The organism is Pseudarthrobacter sp. Y6, assembly GCF_050156205.1.
In the GTDB taxonomy this organism is placed as follows: domain Bacteria; phylum Actinomycetota; class Actinomycetes; order Actinomycetales; family Micrococcaceae; genus Arthrobacter.
The window spans coordinates 1,921,614-1,943,792 of sequence record NZ_CP189574.1 but is presented as its reverse complement, the minus strand read 5'-3'; the positions used below and the strand labels follow the sequence as shown (position 1 = coordinate 1,943,792).

The following is a 22,179-nucleotide window of genomic DNA, read 5'->3' as shown; positions in this document are numbered from 1 at the left end:
ATCTTGCACCATCCAGGGCGCCGCAGTCGCAGCGTCCGCGCCGCGTCAGCCCCACACCAGTCCGGCAGGGAATCAGAGTTCGCCGCCCAGGAGGTTCCAACTCACCCGGTGGTACGGTGTGGCTCCTGCGGCGCGGAGCGCATCCCGGTGAATTGCCGTGGCGTAGCCCTTGTTGATGTCCCAGCCAAAATCGGGGTATTCACTGTGCAGGCCGCGCATCTGCTCGTCACGTTCCACCTTCGCAATCACGCTGGCTGCGGCCACGCTCAGGCACAGCATATCCGCCTTGATCTTGGTGTGGACGGGGGCAGTGCACGCGAAATCCAGGGGTGGCTCGTCAAACAGGGAAGGCTGCCCGGCGGGCGAGAGCCAGTTGTGGCTGCCATCGAGCAGCACCACATCAGGGCTGACTCCCGCAGCAAGGATGTCCTGCCACGCGCGCGTACCGGCGAGCCGCAGCGCAGCAATGATGCCCATCGCGTCGATCTCCCGCGCGGAGGCGTGCCCGACTGCCGACGCAACGCTCCAGCGTCTGACCAGCGGTTCCAGACGTTCCCGTTCGGAGGGGCCGAGGAGCTTGCTGTCCCGAACACCGGCCAAGGGCTTCTGGGTGTGGAGGTCCACGACGGCGATCCCGACGCTAACAGGTCCTGCCAGCGCCCCGCGGCCCACTTCATCCACGCCGGCCAGGTAGCGGGCACCTTGCGCTTTGAAGGTCCGCTCATGCCGCAGTGTCGGTGCTTTGGAGCGGACCCCGGCCGTCTGGCGGGCCGGAGCTGTGGCGGTGGCTGTGGCTGTGGCTGTGGTGACCGGTATCACTGCGGACATTGCTAGCCTCCCGCAGGCACGTTCTGGAAGACGGCCGGATAGTTGTCAAGGACAGTGATCCGGTTCAGCGGCCACGCGATGACGGCGGCTTTGCCCTCCACATCCACGAGGTCGACGAATCCGCCATTGGACTCCAGGTGCGAGCGGGAATCCGCGGAGTGATTCCGGTTATCGCCCATGACCCAGACTTTTCCTTCCGGAACAACGACGTCGAAGGCACGGATCTGCGGTTCCTCAGCCCCGTTGATATAGGTTTCATCAACAGGAGATCCGTTGATGGTCAGTTTACCGCCGTCGTCGCAGCAGATCACCTTGTCACCGGGAAGCCCGATGACGCGTTTGACGAGGTGCTGCTCGGAGTTGTCCGGCAGTAGTCCCACAAATGTCAGGCCGTCCTGGACCCACGTGAAGGGTCCATTCGGTTCATCCGGCGCGGTACTCAGCCAGCCCTTAGTGTCACGGAAGACCACAACATCGCCGCGTGAGAGGGAAAACGGCTCCGGAACGAGCAGGTTCACGAAGATGCGGTCGTTGACGTCCAGGGTGCTGACCATGGACTCGGACGGAATATAGAACGCGCGGAACAGGAAGGTCTTGATCAGGAAGGACAGCACCACGGCGATCACCACCACCGTGGCAACCTCCTTCAGCCAGACAAAGAGCTGGCTGGGCGCGGCGGGCTCGGTATTCGGTGCCGCGGATCGCCTGCCGGACGGCGGCGCCGACGGGCTGCCATCCGCCACGCCGTCGGCAATCACGTCGTCGGAGGTCACGCCGCCGGAAATCATGTTGGGGGACATACCGTCGGCGTCGGCACCGGGGGCGCCTTCGCGAGGCGGCTCGGGTGTCCGGGCATTGTTCTCGGGCATTTACTGTCCGTCCTCTGTTGTTGGTCCTGCCGCTGGCGGCCGTAGTACTGCAGCAAATCTATCAAGTGGCCAGATGATCTGGACCGGCCTGCCGATGACCCGGTCCGTTGGCACCATGCCACCGCCGGGCGCACCGAGCAGGCTGCGCGAGTCAGCGGACGCTGAGCGGTGGTCACCGAGCAGCCAGAGCCTCCCGTCGGGCACCACGGCGCTGAAGATCTGCGTGCTTGGACTGTCTCCGTCGAACAGGTATGGCTCGTCGAGGGCCTCGCCATTGACGGTGATCTTTCCGTGTGCATCGCAGCAGACCACGGTGTCCCCCGGCAGACCGATTACACGTTTTACGTACGTGGTGTCACTGCCGGCCAGGCCAAGCCACTGCCCGGCCGCTACAACGGAATCCAGAAGGGGGCCCTTCCCGCTGTTCAGCGGAGCAAACGAACCCTTGCCGTCGAAGACCACAATGTCGCCTCGACGGATGGGTTCGGCATGGAAGTCTGTCCTGGAGACCAGGATGCGGTCCCCGTTCGCAAGGACCGGCTCCATGGATTCGGACGGTATGTAATAGACGTCCAGCCACAGGGAACGGACCAGCCCACTGATAGCCACGGCCAGGAGAACTGCCAGGAACGCAAAACGCCAGCCCATTCTTCTGGGCTGGCGTTTTGTCTGGTCCATGATCCGTATTCCTGGGGCGCTGCTGCGAAGGGCTCCGGCGCTGGCCTGGTACGGCTGGGGCCTGCTTTGCAGGTCCCTGGGGACTTACTTCTTGGGCTGGAAGTCGCGCTTTTCCTTGATCTTCGCAGCCTTGCCGCGCAGGTCGCGCATGTAGTAAAGCTTCGCGCGGCGCACGTCACCCTTGGAGACGACCTCGATCTTATCGATGATCGGGGAGTGCACCGGGAAGGTACGCTCCACACCGACGCCGAAGGAGACCTTGCGGATGGTGAAGGTTTCGCGAAGACCGTCGCCGTGGCGGCCCAGGACGAAGCCCTGGAATACCTGGACACGGGAGTTCTTGCCTTCGATGATGTTCACGTGAACCTTGAGGGTGTCACCCGCGCGGAAGACAGGAACATCGGTGCGCAGCGAGGCTGCATCTACGGAATCGAGAATATGCATGATTGCACTCCTGGTGAACGCCACAGGTCATTCACTTTGGGTCACGGCGGGCAAGCCCGGAAGCACCGGAAATTACCGCCGAAAGTTAAGTGGGTCCGGTTCCTTCACTGATTGATGGTCCCGGGGTGTCCAGCTGTTGGTTGCGCTCCCCCTGTGGCAGGTGCGGACCCAGCAGACACAAAGACTAATTTTGCCACACTCTTAGGCCTACAGCCAATCGCCGTAGACCGCCACGCTCCGGTTCAGGCTGAGGTGTCGGTTCCGGTGTCCTGGCCGGTCCCGGCCTGCCGCCGCGCCCGGAGGTGACCGTCCACGAAATCGTACCCGAGGTCGGCGAAAGCCGTCCGGTCGGCACGTGGCAGCTTCCCGGCGTCGAACGTTTCCAGCAAGTCCGGGCGGCGTTCCGCCGTCCGCCGGTACTGCTCGTGGCGGCGCCACTGCGCGATCTTCCCGTGGTTGCCGCTCAGCAGCACTGCCGGGACCTCCCGGTCCCGCCAGCTGGAGGGTTTGGTGTACACGGGGTATTCCAGCAGCCCGTCCGAATGCGACTCCTCCACCAGGGAATCAGGGTTGCCCACCACGCCGGGCAGCAGCCTGCCGATGGCTTCGACCATCGCCAGAACGGCCACTTCGCCGCCGTTCAGCACGTAGTCGCCAAGGCTCATGGGGCGCACCGTGAAGTGCTCTTCCGCCCACTCGATGACGCGCTCGTCGATGCCCTCATAGCGGCCGCAGGCAAAAACCAGCTGCTCCTCTTCGGCGAGCTCATAGGCCAAGGCCTGGTTGAAGCGCTCCCCCGCCGGCGATGGGACGATCAACACCGGTTTGGCGGGCTTGCCGGCCGTGGTCTCGGCGCCTACTGCGGTTTCACCGGCTGCGGCGACAGCAGCCAACGCCTGCGCCCACGGCTCGGGCTTCATGACCATGCCGGCACCGCCGCCGTACGGGGTGTCGTCCACTGAGCGATGCTTGTCGGTGGTGAAATCACGCAGGTCATGGACGCGCAGGTCCAGCAGGCCGTCCTGGCGGGCCTTGCCAATGAGCGAGAGCTCCAAAGGCGCCAGGTACTCCGGGAAGATACTGACGACGTCGATTCTCATCTACGCATTTTCCTCGGGTTCGCCGGTGCCGGCTTCGCCGTCGTTGACCTCAAAGAGTCCGTCCGGCGGCGTCAGCAGGACAAAGCCGTCGGCCACATTAACCTCCGGAACGATCTGCTCCACGAACGGGACAAGGATTTCCTTGCCGTCCGACGTTTCAACCACGAGCAGATCCTGGACGGGCAAGGTGTGCAGGGCGGCGATCTTGCCAACTACCTGCGTGCCCACCCGAGCTTCGAGCCCCACCAGTTCGTGCTCATACCAGCCTTCGTCGTCGTCCTCGTCCAGCTCTTCGGTTTCGATGAAGAGCTTGGCGCCGCGCAGGGTCTCTGCCTGGTTGCGGGTCTCAATTCCCTCGAACGCGAGCAGCAGGATGTCCTTGTTCCACCGCGCACTCTCAACACTAAGCGGGCCGGCCGATGCAGGCTCCACCACAAACTCCGTACCGGGAACGAACCGGTCCCCCGGAGCGTCGGTCAGCACCTGGACCGTCACTTCGCCGCGGATTCCATGCGGTTTACCGATTCGTGCCACCTGAAGCTTCATCTGTTCCTCTGTTCCGGTTCTGGGATTATCCACGATGTTGTGGTGAAAGCACTCCGGCCCCTCCACCGTTGCTGGTGGAAGGGCCGGAGCAAAAAACTGATGTTGCCGAGCGCTTAGCGGCGGCGGTCGGTGTCGACGACGTCGACCCTGACCGGTTCGCCGTCTGCCAGTGCCGCCACAACGGTGCGCAATGCCCGTGCGGTGCGGCCCTGGCGGCCGATCACCCGTCCCAGGTCATCCTGATGAACACGAACCTCGAGGGTGTCCCCGCGGCGGTTGTTCTTCGAGCTGACCTTGACATCTTCCGGCGAATCAACGATTCCCCGGACGAGGTGTTCGAGCGCTTCTGCCAGCAATCTACTCAGCCTCGGTGGTCTCTGCTTCGGCCGGGGCCTCGGCTGCGTCAGACTGCTTTGACTTCTTGGTGATGGCTTCCGGGATAATCACGGAACCCTTTTCCGGGGCAACAAAAGCAACCTTCGGAGCCTTAGTCTTCAGGGTGCCTTCCTGGCCCGGCAGGCCCTTGAACTTCTGCCAGTCACCGGTGATCTTGAGGATCGCGGCAACCTGCTCGGACGGCTGTGCGCCGACGCCGAGCCAGTACTGGGCACGGTCCGTGTCCACCTCGATGTATGAGGGCTCTTCGGTGGGGTGGTACTTGCCGATCTCTTCGATGGCACGGCCGTCACGCTTGGAGCGTGCGTCCATGACGACGATGCGGTAGTACGGTGCGCGCATCTTGCCAAAGCGCTTAAGGCGAATCTTTACGGCCACTTTTGTGGTCACTCCTGTTTCAGAAAAGGGGTGAACCGACGTTCTGCACCCGTGGGGCGGGCCATACTTGAGGGTTCAAAGGACAGGATCCAGACGCGGAGAGAGGGGCCACGCAGATCGAGTACCTGTTTATTGTGCCAGATCAGCGTCCGGATTTCGACTTGACACGTAGGGATGGAGCCGCCGGGCGGACCCGGCAGGCCGCGGCCGGCCTAGGACGACCAGACATAGACCCCGGTGCGCGCGGCGTCATCGATCGAGTTGGCCAGCTCAGCGAACTGCTGGACATACGTCCGGGCCTCGGCCGCGCCGAAAGGCATGTCATCCTGGGCCGCCCACTTTTCAGCGACGTCGTCCAGGACATTGCCTTCACCCTCAGTCTCATAACTGAGCAGGTCCGCCAGCGCACGCACCATGGCCGGCGGAACCCCGAGGAGGGAATCACTGGCCACGTCAACCATGGCCAGTTCGTAGTCCGCACCTCCAGCATGCACCGCAGCACCGGCAAGGTCGCCCAGCTGTTCGATTTCGAAATCGCTGATTCCGGGAATCCGCAGGGCCTTGCCCGCCGGGGAGCCGCCCGCATCCAGGACGACAGCCCGCTTCAGCGCGGCATCGTGAGTGGAAACAAAAATTTCAGTGAAGCCCATGGGAACAGCCCTCATTCCGTCGACGGTGCGGCCCAGAAGGGCAGCATAAAGTGCCGCCCCGGCCGTTCAGAATCAGCCTAGTACAAGGCGCGCCACACATTTGGCATCCGTACTCAGCGGACGGCGACACGGATGCTATTGCGCCACGGATCCTCGAAGCGAAGCTCGGCGCCCGTGTGGTGCGAGGCCACGCCGGCGACCTTCAGGCGGTCGGCGAGCGCTCCGACGTCGTCCCCGGAAGGGACTTCGATGAGCATTTCGCCAAGGCCCAGGGTGTCCTTGCGGGGACCGGCGCCGCGGCTGTTCCAGACGTTCATGGCCATGTGGTGGTGATACCGGCCGGCGGAGACAAACAGTGCCTGCCCGTGCCAGCCTGCGGTCTTTTCGAAGCCCAGCGTGCCCACATAGAAATCGTGCGCCGACTGGACGTCACCCACCTGGAGGTGGACGTGGCCCACGCCGGCTTCGGCGGCCTGCTGGCCGTCCATGGATTCCTGGGTCAGGTGCTGCTCAAGGTAGCGCTGCGGCGGCAGTGCCAAGCTGTCCATCACCACATCCTTCCCGTTCCAGGACCAGTTTTCGCGGGGCCTGTCCCAGTACAGTTCGATGCCGTTGCCTTCGGGGTCATTGAAGTAGAAGGCTTCGCTAACGAGGTGGTCGGCGCTGCCGGTGAAGGACCGGGGTTCGTACTGGGCCGCGGTGGCTACCGTGGCAGCAAGCGAAGCCCGGTGGTCAAAGAGCAGCGCGGTATGGAACAGCCCGGCCTCGCCCCTGCCAGGCAGGCTCAAGGACGGGGCGGCCGCGAGATGGACCAGCGGGCGCCGGAGCCGGCCAAGGTAGACGCCGCCGTCCTGTTCGGCGACGACCTCCAGGCCGAGTGCACGCTGGTAGTAGTCGGTCATCAGCTTCATGTCGCCCACCTTGAGCATCACGGTGCCCATGGAGAGGTCGGCAGGAAGGAGATCCCGGCTGGTGGCTTCTGCAGTCATTGAACGCTCCCGGTCCGTTGGCCTTCGGGGTCGAAGGTGGCCATGACTCCATTTTACTTGAAGCTTCAATTTAATTCAAGTGGCTGGGCAGACAGGTTGCGACCGCATCCCCGTGACTGCTGTCACCAGGCCGCCCTCGGCCTGTGGTAGCTTCGACTTGACCACACGGGAGCCCTTGCAGGGGCTGAGATCAGGCTGACGCAGCCTGCGACCGTTGAACCTGTCCGGGTAATGCCGGCGAAGGAAGTGAGTATTCATTGAATACACAAGACACACAGCTGAACCCTGCCCAAAGTGAAGCCGACCAGGATCAAACGGTCCGGCCTGAAACCCAGTCACTGAAGTCCCACTCGCTGGCGTTCATCAATGATGACGCCACCGGGATCCGGGTTCCCGTGACCGAGATCGCGCTGGAACCGTCGCCGAACGGCGAGGCGAACGGGCCTTTCCGGACCTACCGCACGGCCGGTCCGGGCAGCGATCCGGTGGTGGGCCTCAACCCGTTCCGCTCGGAGTGGATCGCCGCCCGCGGCGACACCGAGCCCTACAGCGGCCGGGAACGGAACCTGCTCGACGACGGCAAGTCGGCAGTGCGCCGCGGCGCCGCCTCCGCGGAGTGGAAGGGCGCGCAGCCCGTGCCCCGCCGCGCCGTCGAAGGCAAGACCGTCACGCAGATGCATTACGCACGGCAGGGTGTGGTGACGCCCGAGATGCAGTTCGTTGCCCTCCGCGAGAACTGTGACGTGGAACTGGTCCGCAGCGAAGTCGCTGCCGGCCGCGCCATCATCCCCAACAACATCAACCACCCGGAATCCGAACCGATGATCATCGGCAAGGCCTTCCTGGTCAAGATCAATGCCAACATCGGCAACTCGGCAGTCACCAGCTCCATTGCCGAGGAAGTGGACAAACTCCAGTGGGCCACCCAGTGGGGCGCCGACACGGTGATGGACCTGTCCACCGGCGATGACATCCACACCACCCGGGAATGGCTCATCCGCAACTCCCCCGTGCCTATCGGTACGGTGCCCATTTACCAGGCGCTGGAGAAGGTCAATGGCGAGGCCAACGCTCTGACGTGGGAGATCTACCGGGACACGGTCATTGAGCAGTGCGAGCAGGGCGTGGACTATATGACCATCCACGCTGGTGTGCTGCTGCGTTACGTGCCGCTGACGGCCAACCGCGTCACCGGCATCGTCTCCCGGGGCGGCGCGATCATGGCGGGCTGGTGCTTGGCCCACCACCAGGAGAACTTCCTCTACACCCATTTCGACGAGCTATGCGAGATCTTCGCCAAGTACGACGTCGCCTTCTCCCTGGGCGACGGACTGCGCCCGGGAGCGACGGCGGACGCCAACGACGCCGCCCAGTTCGCCGAGCTGGACACCCTGGCGGAGCTCACTCAGCGGGCGTGGGAATTCGATGTGCAGGTTATGGTCGAAGGTCCCGGGCACGTCCCGTTCCACCTGGTGCGGGAGAACGTGGAACGCCAGCAGGAACTTTGCAAGGGCGCCCCGTTTTACACGCTTGGGCCGCTGGTCACGGATATTGCCCCGGGCTATGACCACATCACGTCCGCTATCGGCGCCACCGAAATCGCCCGGTACGGCACGGCGATGCTTTGTTACGTCACGCCCAAGGAACACCTCGGCCTGCCGAACAAGGACGACGTGAAGACCGGGGTGATCACCTACAAAATCGCCGCCCATGCAGCCGACCTTGCCAAGGGCCACCCCGGCGCCCATGAACGGGATGACGCCCTGTCCAAGGCCCGGTTCGAATTCCGCTGGCGCGACCAGTTCGCGCTGTCCCTGGACCCGGTCACGGCGGAGGCCTTCCATGACGAGACGCTGCCGGCCGAGCCAGCCAAAACGGCCCACTTCTGCTCCATGTGCGGCCCGAAGTTCTGCTCCATGAAGATCAGTCAGGACATCAGGGACGAATACGGTTCGGCAGATTCGCAGGCGGCCATCGCCGAGGCCTACAGCGGGATGCGCGAAAAGAGTGCGGAGTTCCTGGCCGCCGGCGGGAAGGTCTACCTCCCCGAGCTTCGAATCCCTGCCGGGAGCTGACGGCTCAGGAAGCCTGAACTGAGCGTGACCTGCCGACATCGGCGATGAAGGACCGGATGGCACGGTCACCTTCGGCAGAGTCCTGGGGCCGGTGCCCTCCCGCAGCGATGCGGTGCAGGGCACCGGTTTCCTGCAGATATCCGGCGATCTCCTCATAGAGCGGTTCCCACCCACCCGTCAGGACCATGGTGGGGACTCCCGGCACGATGTGCAGCGGGGCCTCCCAGGACGGCGCCTGCAACCGGAGCCGGCGCGCTGACCGTTTTTCCTCCGGCGTGACGGGTTCCTGCAGGTCCGCCGCGAACATTCTCCGCACGAACTCCCGCTGGAAGTCTTCATCGCTGAGTTGCTGCCGGACCTCGAACAGCGGTTGCATCAGGGCCATATGGGCAGACGTGGCCGGCAGTTCGGCGGTCAGGGACAAACACGCCGGTTCAACCAGCGTGAGGGAAAACACCAGATCGGGGCGTTCGACGGCGGCCACCATGGCCGCAATGGCGCCCTGGGCGTGGGCGACAACATGGCCGCCGGCGGCACCGCGGCCATCATCGGCAAGTGAGCGCAGGATGATCGCGGTGTCTTCAGCGAACGAGGACTCCAAGGGTTCAGCCACCGGGTCAAAGCCGTGCCGCCTCAGGAACAGGGCGTCGTACGTCAACGCCATTCCGTGCTGGCGCGGCCACGCCGCCGCACCGAAAGGTCCGGCGCCGTGCACGAACACTACCCGCTGTTTGAACATGACCCAACCCTATTCCACGGCGCCGACATCCCAATTGGGTAGCAGTAAGTGTCGTTATGAGTGTTCAAAACGACACCTGCTGCTACCCGGTCGGGAGGGGTGGTTACTTGCCGAGGAACTTGTCGAATCCCTTGGGCAGGTTCAGCTGTGAAGGGTCAAAGTCGCCGTCCTGCTGGCCGAACGCTGCCCCCGTGGGGAGAGCCTTCGCCGCGCCGGCCCGCCGGGCCTCGGCGTCCTTCAGCTCCTGGGCAGCCTTGGCAGGGTTGCCTGAGCGCGCCTTCTTCTTCGGGGCGTTCTTGCCGCCCTTCCGCGCACCGCCGGGGCCGCCCATACCGGGCATCCCGGGCATTCCCGGCATGCCGCCGCCCTGGGCCATTTTCTTCATCATCTTCTGGGCCTGGCCGAAGCGCTCCAGCAGACCGTTGACCTCGGAGACATGCACGCCTGAACCGCGGGCGATGCGGGCCCGGCGGGAGCCATTGATGATCTTCGGGGCGACGCGTTCGTGCGGCGTCATGGAACGGACGATCGCTTCGACACGGTCAATCTCGCGTTCGTCAAAGTTCTCCAGCTGCTCGCGGATGTTCTGCGCTCCGGGCATCATCATGAGCATCTTCTTCATGGAGCCCATGTTGCGGATCTGCTGCATCTGGGACAGGAAGTCGTCCAGCGTGAAGTCTTCCTGGTCGGCGAACTTCTTCGCCATCCGGGCCGCTTCGTCCTTGTCCCAGTTCTTCTCGGCCTGCTCAATCAGGGTGAGGACGTCACCCATGTCCAGGATGCGGGAGGCCATGCGGTCCGGGTGGAACAGCTCAAAGTCATCCACGCCTTCGCCGGTGGAGGCGAACATAACCGGCTTACCGGTGACCGACGCAACCGACAGTGCGGCACCGCCGCGGGCGTCGCCGTCGAGCTTGGACAGCACGATTCCGGTGAAGTTCACACCCTCGTCAAACGCCACAGCCGTGTTCACGGCGTCCTGTCCGATCATGGCGTCGATCACGAACAGCACTTCATTGGGGACGATGGCACGGCGGATCTCGCTCGCCTGCTCCATCATCTCGGCGTCAACACCGAGGCGCCCGGCGGTGTCAACAATTACGACGTCGTACAGCTTCTGGCGCGCTTCCTCGACGCCGGCACGGGCGACGGCGACCGGGTCACCGGCGGGGTGCTCCAGTTCCGAGGTGGCTCCGGGGTGCGGCGCGAAAACGGGCACCCCGGCACGCTTGCCTACAACCTGGAGCTGGGTGACGGCATTGGGCCGCTGCAGATCACATGCCACCAGCAGGGGGCTGTGCCCTTGGGCCTTGAGCCATTTGGCGAGCTTGCCCGCGAGGGTGGTCTTACCGGCACCCTGGAGGCCGGCCAGCATGATGATGGTGGGGCCGGTCTTGGCCAGGCGGATGCGGCGGGTCTCGCCACCGAGGATCTCAACGAGTTCCTCGTTGACGATCTTGACGATCTGCTGGCTCGGGTTCAGCGCCCCCGTCACCTCTGCCCCGAGGGCACGCTCACGGACGCGGGCCGTAAACTCACGCACCACGGGAACGGCAACATCGGCATCCAGGAGGGCTCGGCGGATCTCCCGGACGGTGGCATCGACGTCGGCCTCAGTGAGGCGGCCCTTGCCACGGAGATTCTTGAAGGTTGCTGTCAACCGGTCAGAGAGTGAATTGAACACGCGCCGCGCACTTCTTTCAGTGGATTTACAGGGGGGACTCGACTATCTAGGGTACCAAGTCGGGCTTGCCGGATGGCATGCTGGCAGAGTGACGAGCCAAACAAGCGTAAAAACCCTGCTCATTCTGGGTGCCTCAGGCGATCTGACCGGCCGCCTCCTGCTGCCGGGACTGGCCAGGCTGGTGGCGGCCGGCCGCGCCGATGACCTGTTCCTGGTGGGCGCCGGCTCCGATGCCTGGACGCCGGAACAGTGGCGGACCCGCGTCCACAAGTCCTTCGCCCCCGCCGCAGAGACGGCCGACGCGGCTGGAAAAAAGGCACTCACTGCCTTGGCGAAGGCCACTCCCTACCACCAGCTTGATGTTACGGCGGACGGAGCCCTGGCTGCATTGTTGGCCGGACTGGAAGGCCCCACCGCGGTCTATTTTGCGTTGCCTCCCCATGTCAGCCAGCTGGCCTGCGAGTCCCTGCACCGTGACCAGGTTCCGGCCGGAACACGGCTGGTAATGGAGAAGCCGTTCGGCGCAAGTGTTGCCTCGGCGCGTTCGCTCAACCAGACGCTCGCCGCGCTGGTGCCGGAGGACCACATCCACCGGGTGGACCATTTCCTGGGGAAAGCGACGGTGCTGAACATCCTGGGCCTGCGCTTTGCGAACAATTTCCTGGAACCCGTCTGGAACCGCGAGCATGTCGAAAAGGTCGAAATCATCTTCGACGAGGACCTGGCACTGGAGGGGAGGGCGAGGTATTACGACAATGCCGGCGCCCTGCGCGACATGATCCAGAGCCACCTGCTGCAGATCATGGCCCTGTTGGCCATTGAGCCGCCGGCCACCATCGGGGAGCGGGACCTACGGGACGCCATCGCAGCCGTGCTCCGCGCCAGCAGCATCAGCGCGCCGTACGCGAAATCCACGCGCCGGGCCACGTATACGGCGGGTTCGATTGCCGGCAGGAAGGTCCCGGACTATACACAGGAAGAGGGAGTGGATGCAGCCCGCGGGACGGAGACCCTGGCGGAAGTCCGGGTAGACATCGACAACTGGCGCTGGAAGGGGGTCCCGTTCATCCTGCGGTCGGGCAAGGCCCTCGGGGTGAAACGCAAGGAAGCCGTAGTCACCTTCCGCCCCGTCCCGCATCTTCCGGCAGGGTTCACGGGCGTGGACTCCCCCAACCAGCTGCGGATCGGGTTCGGGCCGGATACCCTGGCGTTCGACGTCGACGTCAACGGTCCCGGCAGCATGTTCAGCCTGAGCCGCACAACACTGAATGCCGAGCTGAGCGCGTCTGAGCTGCTGCCCTATGGCGAAGTGCTGGAGGGCGTCCTGAGCGGCGACCCGCTGCTCTCGGTGCGCGGCGACACCGCGGAGGACTGCTGGCGGATTCTTGAGCCGGTGCTGAAGGCCTGGCAGCGGGGCACGGTGCCGCTGGAAAAGTACGACGCCGGTACGGCCGGTCCCGCCGGATGGCCAGGTTCTGCGCCGGCTGGCTAAGCGCCGGCTGACCACAGGAAAAGAGCGGGCAGGGAACCTTTTGCTGTTCCCTGCCCGCTCTTTCGTTTGCAACGGCCGGCCTATGGATCAACCAGCCTGCCGAACTGCTTAGATGGCGGCGACGCCGCGTTCGCCGGTCCGGACCCTGACGGCTTCGAAGACGTCTACGGTCCAGACCTTGCCATCGCCCGCGCGGCCGGTGTTGGAGCTGGCGATGATGACGTCCAGGATGTCATCGGCCTGTTCGTCCGTGGCGAGGACTTCAACCCGGATCTTGGGCAGGAGGTCCACGTTGTACTCAGCTCCGCGGTAGACCTCAGTGTAGCCGCGCTGGCGGCCATAGCCGCTGGCCGAGCTGACCGTCAGCCCCTGGACACCGTAGGACTCCAGGCCTTCCCGGATGGCTTCGAGCTTCTCCGGGCGGACGATCGCGGTGATCAGTTTCATGCTTCCACGCTTTCCTTGCCTGCTGCAGGCAACGCCTGCTTCGCCTTGTCCGCCTGGCTGTCAGAGGCCGAGCCCTTGCCCGTGATCAGTTCGTGGAGCGGCTGGAAGCTCCCGCCCTGGCCGCCCACGCCAAACTCGTACGCCGTCTCGGCGTGCAGGCTGAGGTCCACGCCAACCGCTTCCTGTTCCTGGGAAACACGGAAGCCCATGGTCTTGTGGATGGCGAAGGCGATGATGGACGTGAGGATTGCAGAGTACGCAATGGCGACGCCGGCCGCCGCGAGCTGGGCCCAGAGCTGGGTCAGTCCGCCGCCGTAGAAGAGGCCACCGCCCACACCGTCCGTGGGGAGGGCGATGAAGCCCAGGGCCACCGTTCCGATGATGCCGGACACCAGGTGAACGCCCACCACGTCAAGGGAGTCATCGAAGCCCCAGCGGAACTTGAGGCCGACGGCCAGGGCCGAGGCGACACCGGCGACGACGCCGAGACCGAGGGCACCAACCGGGCTGACGTTGGCACATGCCGGGGTGATGGCCACCAGGCCGGCAACCACGCCGGAAGCTGCGCCCAGTGAGGTGGGGTGGCCGTCGCGGATTCGTTCGGTGATAAGCCAGCCGAGCATTGCCGCGGCCGGGGCTGCGAGGGTGTTGACCCAGATCAGGCCGCCCTGCTCAGCAGTGGTGGCCGCGCCGCCGTTGAAGCCGAACCAGCCGAACCACAGGATGGCTGCACCGAGCATCACGAACGGGATGTTGTGCGGGCGGTGGTTGGGGTCCTTGCCGAAGCCGCGGCGGTTGCCGATGATCAGGACGAGTACGAGGGCTGCTACACCGGCGTTGATGTGAACCACAGTGCCGCCGGCGAAGTCGATGGCCGGGCCGAGGGCCTGGCCAATGGCGCCTTCGGGGCCGAAGAGGCCGCCGCCCCAGACCATGTAGGCCAGGGGGCAGTAGACGAGGGTGACCCAGACAGGGACGAAGACGGTCCAGGCGCCGAACTTGGCGCGGTCAGCGATCGCGCCGCTGATCAGTGCCACCGTGATGATAGCGAAGGTGGCGGCGTAGCCGACCTTGATGAGCCCGTCGGGGCTGGTGATGCCTTCAAGGCCGAAGGTGGCGAACGGGTTCCCGACAATCTGCAGGAAGCCCTCGCCGGAGCTCATCGAAGCGCCCCAGAGCACCCAGACTACGCCGACCATGCCGATGGAGATGAAGCTCATCATCATCATGTTCAGTGCAGCTTTGGCGCGCGTCATGCCGCCGTAGAAAAATGCCAGACCTGGTGTCATGAACAGCACGAGTGCTGCTGCCACCATGAGCCATACGTGACCTGCGGTAAGTTCCATGGTGCACGTCCTCCCTATGATCGATGCTGCGGAATGCTCCGCCTTACTAACGCCTTTTGCGTCCTGCATCGAGTCTGTCGCTGCCGTGTTTCGCCCGCAGAGGATTTACATTGCTGGCTTGTTACAACAACCTCCCGGAAGTAAATGGTGCATATCAGGCTTGTTACGGTTATGTTTCACCACTGCCGCCGACCCTCGGCTGCCTACCCTGCAAGGAAACCGCCCCATGACGGCACCATCACGCGTGAGCCGCGCCACAACGCGGATTTTGTCCGTTATCCGCCCGCAACGGCCCACGCTTCCGCGCGACATCAAGGTGATGCTCGCTGCGGCGTTCCTGATTGCCCTCGGTTTTGGGCTGGTGGCGCCCGTCTTGCCCCAGTTCGCTACCACTTTCGACGTCGGGGCAACAGCCGCCGCCGTGATCGTGAGCATCTTCGCCTTCATGCGGCTGGTGTTCGCGCCGGCGGGCGGGGCCTTGATTGCCCGATGGGGTGAGCGGCCGATCTATGTGGCGGGGCTGCTGATTGTTGCGGTTTCAACCGCGGCGTGCGCCTTTGCCCAGGACTATTGGCAGCTCCTGGTCTTCCGGGGGCTTGGCGGTGTGGGCTCGGTGATGTTCACGGTGGCTTCCATGGCCCTTGTGGTGCGGCTGGCGCCGCCGGAAGGCCGGGGCAGGGTATCCGGCGCTTACGCGTCCGCGTTCCTGATCGGCAGCGTCCTGGGCCCGGTGGTGGGCGGGCTGCTGGCTGGATTCGGCTTGCGGGTACCGTTCCTTTGCTATGCGGCCGCGCTGATCCTTGCTGCCGCTGTGGTGCAGACCCAGCTCAGCCACGCGCCGTCCGCGGCCCGGTCCGCAGTGGGCCGCGCCCCTGACATGCCGTTCATCGAGGCCTGGCGAGTTGGTGCGTACCGCTCGGCGCTGATGTCCAGCTTCGCCAACGGCTGGGCCACGTTCGGTGTGCGGATGGCCACCGTCCCGCTGTTTGCCGTTGCTGCGCTCGGCGCCGGTCCGGAGGCTGCGGGCCTTGCCCTGGCCGTTTTTGCTGCGGGCAATGCCGCCGCGCTGACGTTCTCCGGCCGGCTGGCTGACAGCCTGGGCAGGCGGCCGTTGATGGTTGTTGGGCTATTGGTCGCCGGGCTCGCCACGGCCGCCATCGGCTTCACGTCCCACCTGGGATGGTTCCTCGCCGCGTCTGTTGTGGCCGGGGTGGGGTCCGGCCTGCTGGGACCTGCCCAGCAGGCCGCCGTCGCGGATGTCATCGGCAATGAGCGGTCCGGTGGGCGGGTCCTGGCCGCGTACCAGATGACCTCGGACGTCGGGGCGATCGCCGGACCGGTGCTGGTGGGGGTCCTGGCGGACCGGCTGGGCTACGGCTGGGCATTCGGAGTCACGGGCGGCGTGCTGGTGCTCGCGGCGACCTGCTGGTCCGTAACGCGCGAGCCGCTAAAACACAACGAGGGGTGAGATCCCGCCGCCATAGCTTCTGCATAGCGGCCGGATCTCACACCTCGTTTGGGTGAACCCAGTGTTTGCCTAAACTCGCTCCCTAGTTCAGCAGGGCGTCGACAAAGCTCTCAACTTCAAACGGAGCCAGGTCATCGGCGCCTTCGCCAAGACCGATCAGCTTGACCGGCACGCCGAGTGATTTCTGGATGGCCACCACGATGCCGCCCTTGGCGGTCCCGTCCAGCTTGGTCAGGACAATGCCGGTGATGTTCACTACCTCGGAGAAGACGCGCGCCTGGTTCAGGCCGTTCTGGCCGGTGGTGGCATCCAGCACCAGCAGAACCTCGTCAACCTCCGCCAGTTTCTCGATGACGCGCTTGACCTTGCCGAGTTCGTCCATCAGGCCGGTCTTGTTCTGCAGGCGGCCGGCGGTGTCAATCATGACAACGTCCACTTCCTGGTCAATGCCGGCCTTGACTGCCTCATAGGCGACGGACGCCGGGTCTGCGCCGTCGACGTCGGACTTCACGGTGGGAACACCCACGCGCTGGCCCCACGTGGCCAACTGTTCGGCGGCTGCGGCGCGGAAGGTGTCCGCTGCGCCCAGCAGGACGTCCTTGTCCTCGGCAACGAGCACGCGGGCGAGCTTGCCGACAGTGGTGGTCTTGCCCACGCCGTTAACGCCCACCACTAGCACGATGGCCGGCTTGTCCGCGTGCCTGTCAGTGCGCAACGCGCGGTCCATGCCGGGATCCACCAGCTTGATCAGTTCCTCGCGGAGCAGTGCCTTGACCTGCTCGGGACTCCTGGTGCCGAGCACTTTAACGCGCTCCCGGAGGGCATCGACAAGCTGCATGGTGGGTTCAGTGCCAAGGTCGGCCAGCAGGAGGGTCTCCTCCACTTCATCCCAGACGTTCTCGTCGATCGTGTCGCTGGACAGCAACGCGAGCAGGCTCTTGCCGAGGATGTTGTTCGACCGGACCAGACGCTCGCGGAGGCGGGTCAGGCGGCCCGCAACGGGAAGGGGGGTCTCAACCTGGATGGTTTCCAGGCCTGCCACATCATCAGGAACATCGGTTACTTCGAGGTCTTCGAGGCCGACGCCGGCGGGAGCGTTAGGCTCGGCCGGAACCCCGGGCGCGTCCTCGAGCAGTGTTCCGCCGCCTGTGACGGGGTCATTGGCGTCGCGCGTCCCGCGGTACTGGGTGATGTTCTTCCGCGTCTTCAACAGGACCGGGATCAGCCCGCCAATAACCGCCAGGGCAGCAACAATGGACAGAATAATGGGGAGGATGTCATTCACTCCCCTAGCTTCTCACAACGTTTCGCACAGGCGTCACGAAGGCGTCACGCTCGGGTGGTTGGCACTGGGGACAGTTACACGTCGGCGCCCAGGCGCTGGCTGATGACGGTGGACACTCCGTCGCCGCGCATGGTGACGCCGTACAGCGCATCCGCCACTTCCATGGTCCGTTTCTGGTGCGTGATCACGATCAGCTGGCTGGACTCCCGGAGCTCTTCGAAGATGGTGATGAGCCGGCCGAGGTTGGTGTCATCAAGGGCCGCTTCAACCTCGTCCATGACATAGAACGGCGAGGGTCGGGCCTTGAAAATAGCCACCAACAGAGCGACGGCGGTGAGGGACCGTTCGCCTCCTGACAGCAGTGAGAGCCGCTTGATTTTCTTACCGGCCGGGCGCGCTTCGACTTCGATGCCGGTGGTGAGCATGTCCGAAGGGTCCGTGAGGACCAGCCGGCCTTCGCCGCCAGGAAAGAGGCGTTCAAAGACGTGGACGAACTGGTCCCGGGTGTCCTCAAAGGCCTCGGTAAAGACGCGCTGGACCCGATCATCCACTTCCTTGATGATGTCCAGCAGGTCCTTGCGGCTGGATTTCAGGTCCTCCAGCTGGGTGCTGAGGAACTGGTGCCGTTCCTCCAGGGCCGCAAACTCCTCCAGCGCCAGCGGGTTAACCCTGCCCAGGGCTGACAGGTCCCTTTCGGCTTTGCGGAGACGTTTCTCCTGCTCGTCCCTGACAAAGGGTTTGCCTTCGGGGACCGGTGTGCCGTCATCGTCCACGGGTGTCCGCAGTGCCGCCCATTTGTCCCCGCTTTCCTCCGCGGGGACGGGCACGGGAACGTCCGGGCCGAAGTCCGCCACCAGGACGTCGGGGGTGATCCCGAGTTCCTCAATGGAACGTGTTTCCAGGGCTTCAATCCGTGCCCGCTGCTGGGCGCGGGCCAGTTCGTCCCGGTGAACCGAGTCCGTCAGTTCTGCCAGCTCGCGGGCCAGGGAGTCATTGGTTGTCCGAGTCTCCAGCAGTGCACGGTCCCGCTCTTCCCGGTTCTCCTCGGCGAGGTCGCGTTCATGCCGGGCCAGCTCAACAGACACGTCGATGAACCGGATTGCCAGCTCCACCGCAGCGGAGACGGCGGCTGCCCGAATGGCCTGGATCCGACGGCGGCGCGCCCGTTCGGCAGCCTCTTCACGTGCCCTGCGTTCGGTGGCCGCTGCCCGTTCCAGCGATAGAGCCCGGTTGCGGGTGGCGGTCAGCTGCTCTTCCGTGCTGCGGAGCGACAGCCTCGCGTCCATCTCCGCAGACCTGGCCAGCGACGCCGCCAATGCGAGGGCATCACGCTGCTCGGTGGGGGGTTCCTCTTCGGCCGGCGCCTCCTGCGCCGCAGCCAGCCGCGCCGCAACGGCGGCGAGCGCCTGCTCCTCTGTAACAACATTGGCCTCCGCCTTGGCCAGCGAGGTGGCCAGCCTGTCGCTTTCGCCGACGGCGCTGCGCAGGATGGAGTTCAGGTGGCCGAGCTTTTCGGCCACGGCCGCGAGCCGGGCGTCAGAATCGTGCAGGCGGTCCAGGGCAGCCTCTGCCCTCGTCCGGGCTTCGGCGCGCCGGACCTCGGCGCCGGCCAGGGCGAACCTGTTCCGTTCCAGATCCGCGGTGACAACGGCCAGCCGGGCCTCGGCGTCGTCCACGGCGGCCTGCACCTCAAGCAAGGACGGCGCCTTCGCCGAGCCTCCCGTCACCGTGAGGGCGGTAAACACGTCCCCTGCCCGGGTCACGGCTGTCAGGTCCGGGCGTCCGGCAACCAGCAGCCCTGCACCATCCAGGTCTTCAACAACTGCCACCCCGGTCAGGAGCGCGGCCACCGCGGGGGCGGGCCCGCCCCCGGCGGATGCCAGGTCCGCAGCCCAGCGTGCGCCCGCCGGCAGGGGTCCGCCCATGGCGGAGTTTGCGTCCGGCATCGGCACAGCAGACGCCAGCAGCAGGGAGGCACGCCCCGCATCGTCGTCCTTCAGGAGTTGCACCACAACGGCGGCCACGGCCGGATCCCGGACCACGATCGCTTCAGAGGCATCGCCCAGCGCCGCGGCAATAGCTGTCTCGTACCCCGGGTGAATGGTGAGGGAGGAGACAAGGGTGCCCACAACACCGTCCAGTCCGGAGTTGAGGGCGTGCGCCGTGCCGTCTTTGCGGTTGAGGCCAAGCTGCAGTGCATCCCGGCGGGCCACGAGGGCGTCACGCTCACGGACAGTTTCTCTCCCCGCAGCGGTCAGGTCGGCAATCTCCTGCACGACGGCGTCGAGCTCTGCGCTGGCGTCCTCGTAGTCGGCGTCGAGGCTTTCCTCGCCTTCCTCGACCCCCGCCACCTGGGTTTCCAGGGCGGTGAACTCGGACTGGGCCCGGCGGCGGCGTTCCTGTCCGGCGGCCAGTGACTCCCGCAGCCTGCCCAGCTCGGCCTGCGCGGATTCAACCCGCGATCTTGCGGCACCAACTTGTCCGGCAAGCTTCGCCAGACCCTCGCGGCGGTCCGCTGCAGCCCGGAGGACGGCAGTGAGCCTTTTCTCCTCGGCAGACGCCTCGAGTTCGGCCCCGTTCTTCGCCGCCGTCGCTGAGTCCAGCGCGCTGCGCCGGTCAAGGATGTGGCGCTCCAGCTCCGTCAGCTCATCCCGGACCCGGACGGCCTGCCGTTCCAACTGCTCAGGATCCCTGCCCGAGTACGGTTCAGCATCAACGGCGCCCAGGAGCCGGCCGCGTTCCTGGGCCAGCGACCCCAGGGAACGGAGCCGTTCCCTGGAAGCGGAGAGCCGGTACCAGGTATCCCGCGCGGCGTTGAGCCTTGGCGTGGCCTCGGCTGCGAGCTGTTCCACAGCTGCCTGTTGACGGCGCCCCGACTCCAGTTGCTGCTCCACTACCGCGCGGCGGGCCTTCAGTGCCGTTTCGTCCGCCACGTCCTGCTCGAGTGAATTCTGCTGTTGGACAAGGTCGTCGGCCAACAGCCGTGCGCGTGCGTCCCGGACATCGAACTGGACCCGCTGGGCGCGGCGCGCCACATCAGCCTGCTTGCCGAGTGGCGTGAGCTGGCGCCTGATCTCACCGGTCAGGTCGCTCAGCCGTTGCAGGTTCGCCTGCATGGCTTCCAGCTTGCGGACCGTTTTTTCCTTGCGGCGGCGGTGCTTGAGGATCCCGGCCGCTTCCTCGATGAAGCCTCGGCGGTCCTCCGGGGTGGCATGCAGGACCTTGTCCAGCTGACCCTGGCCCACAATGACATGCATTTCCCGGCCCATACCGGAATCCGAGAGCAGTTCCTGGATGTCGAGCAGGCGGCAGCTGGCACCGTTAATAGCGTATTCAGAGCCACCGGTGCGGAAGAGGGTCCGCGAGATGGTGACCTCGCTGTACTCGATGGGCAGTGCGCCGTCGGTGTTGTCGATGGTCAGGGAGACGTGGGCCCGGCCCAGCGGCGGCCGCCCGGAAGTCCCCGCAAAAATGACGTCCTCCATTTTGCCGCCGCGGAGCGTTTTGGCTCCCTGCTCCCCCATCACCCAGGAGAGGGCGTCCACCACGTTGGACTTGCCGGAACCATTCGGCCCCACCACTGCCGTGACTCCGGGTTCAAAATCGAAGGTTGTGGCCGACGCAAACGACTTGAACCCACGGACGGTAAGGCTTTTGAGGTGCAAGGTGTTTCTGGTCTCCTGAGTGGCTGAAGCGGCTGCTTTGCTTTCCCAAATCTACTGCGTCGGCGCGGAATTCCGCGGATTTCCGGGCGATTGTCCGCACCCCGGCGCTTCCGGCGGATGATGTCCGGCGGCTGGCGGGTGGGGACTACCAGCGGCCGTTGCGCGGGCGCGGCTGACAGACCGGGCAAGTGTAGGACGAGCGGTTCATGAACTGTTCACGGCGGAGTAAGGAGTTGATTCCGACGGTTGCACAACGGCTGCAGGGTTTCCCTTCCCGCCCGTAGGCGTTCAGGGAGCGGTCGAAGTAACCAGAGGCCCCGTTGACGTTGACGTACAAAGAATCGAAGCTGGTGCCGCCGGCCGCGAGAGCGTCCAGCATGACCTCGCGCGCACTGATGATGAGCCGTTCCGCGTCGCCTCGGCGCAGCGTGTCGGTGGGTCTGGCGTAATGCAGTCTTGCCCGCCACAGGGCCTCGTCTGCGTAGATGTTGCCGATTCCTGAGATGAGTCCCTGGTCCAACAGGGCGCGTTTGAGGCCCGTCTTGCGCATCCGCAGCCGGCTGTAAAAAAGGTCAAAGGAAAACGCCGGGTCCAGGGGGTCCCGGGCGATGTGGGAGGCTTCCTCGGCGATCAGTGCAACGGGAGATTCCGCCTGGCCGCCCGGGCCGCCGTCGTCCGTGGGAACCATGCCCGTGACGAACAGCCCGCCGAAGATCCGCTGATCAACAAACCTGAGTTGTTCAGGCATTCCTGCCACGGGGCTCAGGCGCAGCCTGACCTTGAGGTGTTTCTCATCCGGCACTTCGCCGTCCTGCATCAGGAGCTGGCCGCTCATCCCGAGGTGGGCCATCAGTGCGACACGCGGCTCGCCGGCGGCCTCCGCAGTCTCGCTCAGCGGCATCCACAGGAATTTTCCGCGGCGCACCACGTCCACAACCGTGGTGCCTTGGAGGTTGCCCTTGAAGTCCTCCGGGCCCAGGGCATGGCGGCGGAGGGAACGTGAGTCCAGCACGTCTACCGATGTGATGGTCCGGCCGCGGAGCCAACTCACCAGTCCGCGGCGGACCACTTCGACTTCAGGCAGTTCGGGCACGGCTCCG

Annotated in this window: 20 protein-coding genes and 1 riboswitch; of the genes, 3 read left to right on the top strand and 17 right to left on the bottom strand. The window is 65.2% G+C overall.

Translation table 11 applies throughout. The annotated features are described in order from the left end of the window. Window positions 1–72 precede the first annotated feature (72 nt). The 10 genes from ACQCSW_RS09280 to ACQCSW_RS09235 all read right to left on the bottom strand — a co-directional run bounded on the left by ACQCSW_RS09280 (window position 73) and on the right by ACQCSW_RS09235 (window position 6,878). Entirely contained in the window at window positions 73–828 is a 756-nt protein-coding gene (locus tag ACQCSW_RS09280) for a ribonuclease HII (protein WP_426990476.1), read from the bottom strand. 2 nt (window positions 829–830) lie between these two features. Beyond that, a complete protein-coding gene (gene lepB / locus ACQCSW_RS09275; RefSeq protein ID WP_426990474.1) occupies window positions 831–1,697 on the bottom strand; it encodes a signal peptidase I in 867 nt (288 codons plus the stop codon). Next, window positions 1,698–2,375: a signal peptidase I gene (gene lepB, locus ACQCSW_RS09270; protein WP_426990473.1), complete on the bottom strand. Its 678-nt coding sequence runs from the start codon at window positions 2,373–2,375 to the stop codon at window positions 1,698–1,700. Window positions 2,376–2,459: 84 nt separating this feature from the next. Beyond that, window positions 2,460–2,819, bottom strand: coding sequence for a 50S ribosomal protein L19 (gene rplS, locus ACQCSW_RS09265; RefSeq protein WP_056349088.1), 360 nt, complete (start codon window positions 2,817–2,819; stop codon window positions 2,460–2,462). A gap of 242 nt (window positions 2,820–3,061) precedes the next feature. After that, the gene (gene trmD / locus ACQCSW_RS09260) at window positions 3,062–3,919 is read right to left on the bottom strand and encodes a tRNA (guanosine(37)-N1)-methyltransferase TrmD (protein ID WP_426990472.1); all 858 of its coding nucleotides are present in this window, start codon (window positions 3,917–3,919) and stop codon (window positions 3,062–3,064) included. Then, the gene (gene rimM, locus ACQCSW_RS09255; protein WP_426990471.1) at window positions 3,920–4,465 is read right to left on the bottom strand and encodes a ribosome maturation factor RimM; all 546 of its coding nucleotides are present in this window, start codon (window positions 4,463–4,465) and stop codon (window positions 3,920–3,922) included. A 113-nt stretch (window positions 4,466–4,578) separates the two neighbouring features. Then, window positions 4,579–4,821, bottom strand: coding sequence for an RNA-binding protein (locus tag ACQCSW_RS09250; RefSeq protein ID WP_056349097.1), 243 nt, complete (start codon window positions 4,819–4,821; stop codon window positions 4,579–4,581). 1 nt (window position 4,822) lies between these two features. Beyond that, window positions 4,823–5,239, bottom strand: a complete 417-nt coding sequence (gene rpsP, locus ACQCSW_RS09245) for a 30S ribosomal protein S16 (RefSeq protein ID WP_111909386.1) — start codon at window positions 5,237–5,239, stop codon at window positions 4,823–4,825. Between the two features lie 212 nt (window positions 5,240–5,451). Next, the gene (locus tag ACQCSW_RS09240) at window positions 5,452–5,889 is read right to left on the bottom strand and encodes a hypothetical protein (protein ID WP_426990470.1); all 438 of its coding nucleotides are present in this window, start codon (window positions 5,887–5,889) and stop codon (window positions 5,452–5,454) included. A 113-nt stretch (window positions 5,890–6,002) separates the two neighbouring features. Then, the gene (locus tag ACQCSW_RS09235; RefSeq protein WP_426990469.1) at window positions 6,003–6,878 is read right to left on the bottom strand and encodes a VOC family protein; all 876 of its coding nucleotides are present in this window, start codon (window positions 6,876–6,878) and stop codon (window positions 6,003–6,005) included. A gap of 155 nt (window positions 6,879–7,033) precedes the next feature. After that, a riboswitch (TPP riboswitch) is annotated at window positions 7,034–7,141 on the top strand. Between ACQCSW_RS09235 and thiC the strand changes: the two genes are divergently transcribed. Continuing rightward, window positions 7,136–8,953 carry a phosphomethylpyrimidine synthase ThiC gene (gene thiC, locus ACQCSW_RS09230; protein ID WP_426990468.1) on the top strand — a complete coding sequence of 606 codons (1,818 nt, stop codon included), beginning with the start codon at window positions 7,136–7,138 and terminating at the stop codon, window positions 8,951–8,953. Its footprint overlaps the riboswitch before it by 6 nt. A 4-nt stretch (window positions 8,954–8,957) precedes the next feature. Here the strand turns inward: thiC and ACQCSW_RS09225 are convergent, their stop codons facing one another. Continuing rightward, window positions 8,958–9,692: an alpha/beta hydrolase gene (locus ACQCSW_RS09225; RefSeq protein WP_426990466.1), complete on the bottom strand. Its 735-nt coding sequence runs from the start codon at window positions 9,690–9,692 to the stop codon at window positions 8,958–8,960. 103 nt (window positions 9,693–9,795) lie between these two features. Further along, a complete protein-coding gene (gene ffh, locus ACQCSW_RS09220) occupies window positions 9,796–11,376 on the bottom strand; it encodes a signal recognition particle protein (RefSeq protein ID WP_426990465.1) in 1,581 nt (526 codons plus the stop codon). A gap of 88 nt (window positions 11,377–11,464) precedes the next feature. Here ffh and ACQCSW_RS09215 point away from each other — a divergent pair, with 88 nt between their 5' ends. Continuing rightward, window positions 11,465–12,868 carry a glucose-6-phosphate dehydrogenase gene (locus ACQCSW_RS09215; protein ID WP_426990464.1) on the top strand — a complete coding sequence of 468 codons (1,404 nt, stop codon included), beginning with the start codon at window positions 11,465–11,467 and terminating at the stop codon, window positions 12,866–12,868. A gap of 108 nt (window positions 12,869–12,976) precedes the next feature. Here the strand turns inward: ACQCSW_RS09215 and ACQCSW_RS09210 are convergent, their stop codons facing one another. Then, window positions 12,977–13,315 carry a P-II family nitrogen regulator gene (locus ACQCSW_RS09210; RefSeq protein ID WP_160671771.1) on the bottom strand — a complete coding sequence of 113 codons (339 nt, stop codon included), beginning with the start codon at window positions 13,313–13,315 and terminating at the stop codon, window positions 12,977–12,979. Further along, window positions 13,312–14,661, bottom strand: coding sequence for an ammonium transporter (locus ACQCSW_RS09205; RefSeq protein ID WP_426990463.1), 1,350 nt, complete (start codon window positions 14,659–14,661; stop codon window positions 13,312–13,314). The genes ACQCSW_RS09210 and ACQCSW_RS09205 overlap by 4 nt, the downstream gene beginning before the upstream one ends. A 226-nt stretch (window positions 14,662–14,887) precedes the next feature. On the opposite strand from ACQCSW_RS09205, the gene ACQCSW_RS09200 reads away from it, so the two are divergent. Further along, entirely contained in the window at window positions 14,888–16,129 is a 1,242-nt protein-coding gene (locus ACQCSW_RS09200; protein ID WP_426990461.1) for an MFS transporter, read from the top strand. 82 nt (window positions 16,130–16,211) lie between these two features. Here the strand turns inward: ACQCSW_RS09200 and ftsY are convergent, their stop codons facing one another. The 3 genes from ftsY to mutM all read right to left on the bottom strand — a co-directional run bounded on the left by ftsY (window position 16,212) and on the right by mutM (window position 22,172). Next, window positions 16,212–17,414, bottom strand: a complete 1,203-nt coding sequence (ftsY, locus tag ACQCSW_RS09195; RefSeq protein WP_426990459.1) for a signal recognition particle-docking protein FtsY — start codon at window positions 17,412–17,414, stop codon at window positions 16,212–16,214. A gap of 74 nt (window positions 17,415–17,488) precedes the next feature. Next, a complete protein-coding gene (gene smc / locus ACQCSW_RS09190) occupies window positions 17,489–21,079 on the bottom strand; it encodes a chromosome segregation protein SMC (RefSeq protein ID WP_426990458.1) in 3,591 nt (1,196 codons plus the stop codon). A gap of 145 nt (window positions 21,080–21,224) precedes the next feature. Next, window positions 21,225–22,172 carry a bifunctional DNA-formamidopyrimidine glycosylase/DNA-(apurinic or apyrimidinic site) lyase gene (gene mutM / locus ACQCSW_RS09185; protein ID WP_426990457.1) on the bottom strand — a complete coding sequence of 316 codons (948 nt, stop codon included), beginning with the start codon at window positions 22,170–22,172 and terminating at the stop codon, window positions 21,225–21,227. Window positions 22,173–22,179 lie beyond the last annotated feature (7 nt).

Bases quoted from the DNA above. Each gene is read 5' to 3' on its own strand.
- ACQCSW_RS09280 (WP_426990476.1), bottom strand. From the start codon at position 828: ATGTCCGCAGTGATACCGGTCACCACAGCCACAGCCACAGCCACCGCC.
- lepB (WP_426990474.1), bottom strand. From the start codon at position 1,697: ATGCCCGAGAACAATGCCCGGACACCCGAGCCGCCTCGCGAAGGCGCC.
- lepB (WP_426990473.1), bottom strand. From the start codon at position 2,375: ATGGACCAGACAAAACGCCAGCCCAGAAGAATGGGCTGGCGTTTTGCG.
- rplS (WP_056349088.1), bottom strand. From the start codon at position 2,819: ATGCATATTCTCGATTCCGTAGATGCAGCCTCGCTGCGCACCGATGTT.
- trmD (WP_426990472.1), bottom strand. From the start codon at position 3,919: ATGAGAATCGACGTCGTCAGTATCTTCCCGGAGTACCTGGCGCCTTTG.
- rimM (WP_426990471.1), bottom strand. From the start codon at position 4,465: ATGAAGCTTCAGGTGGCACGAATCGGTAAACCGCATGGAATCCGCGGC.
- ACQCSW_RS09240 (WP_426990470.1), bottom strand. From the start codon at position 5,889: ATGGGCTTCACTGAAATTTTTGTTTCCACTCACGATGCCGCGCTGAAG.
- ACQCSW_RS09235 (WP_426990469.1), bottom strand. From the start codon at position 6,878: ATGACTGCAGAAGCCACCAGCCGGGATCTCCTTCCTGCCGACCTCTCC.
- ACQCSW_RS09225 (WP_426990466.1), bottom strand. From the start codon at position 9,692: ATGTTCAAACAGCGGGTAGTGTTCGTGCACGGCGCCGGACCTTTCGGT.
- ACQCSW_RS09210 (WP_160671771.1), bottom strand. From the start codon at position 13,315: ATGAAACTGATCACCGCGATCGTCCGCCCGGAGAAGCTCGAAGCCATC.
- ACQCSW_RS09205 (WP_426990463.1), bottom strand. From the start codon at position 14,661: ATGGAACTTACCGCAGGTCACGTATGGCTCATGGTGGCAGCAGCACTC.
- ACQCSW_RS09200 (WP_426990461.1), top strand. From the start codon at position 14,888: ATGACGGCACCATCACGCGTGAGCCGCGCCACAACGCGGATTTTGTCC.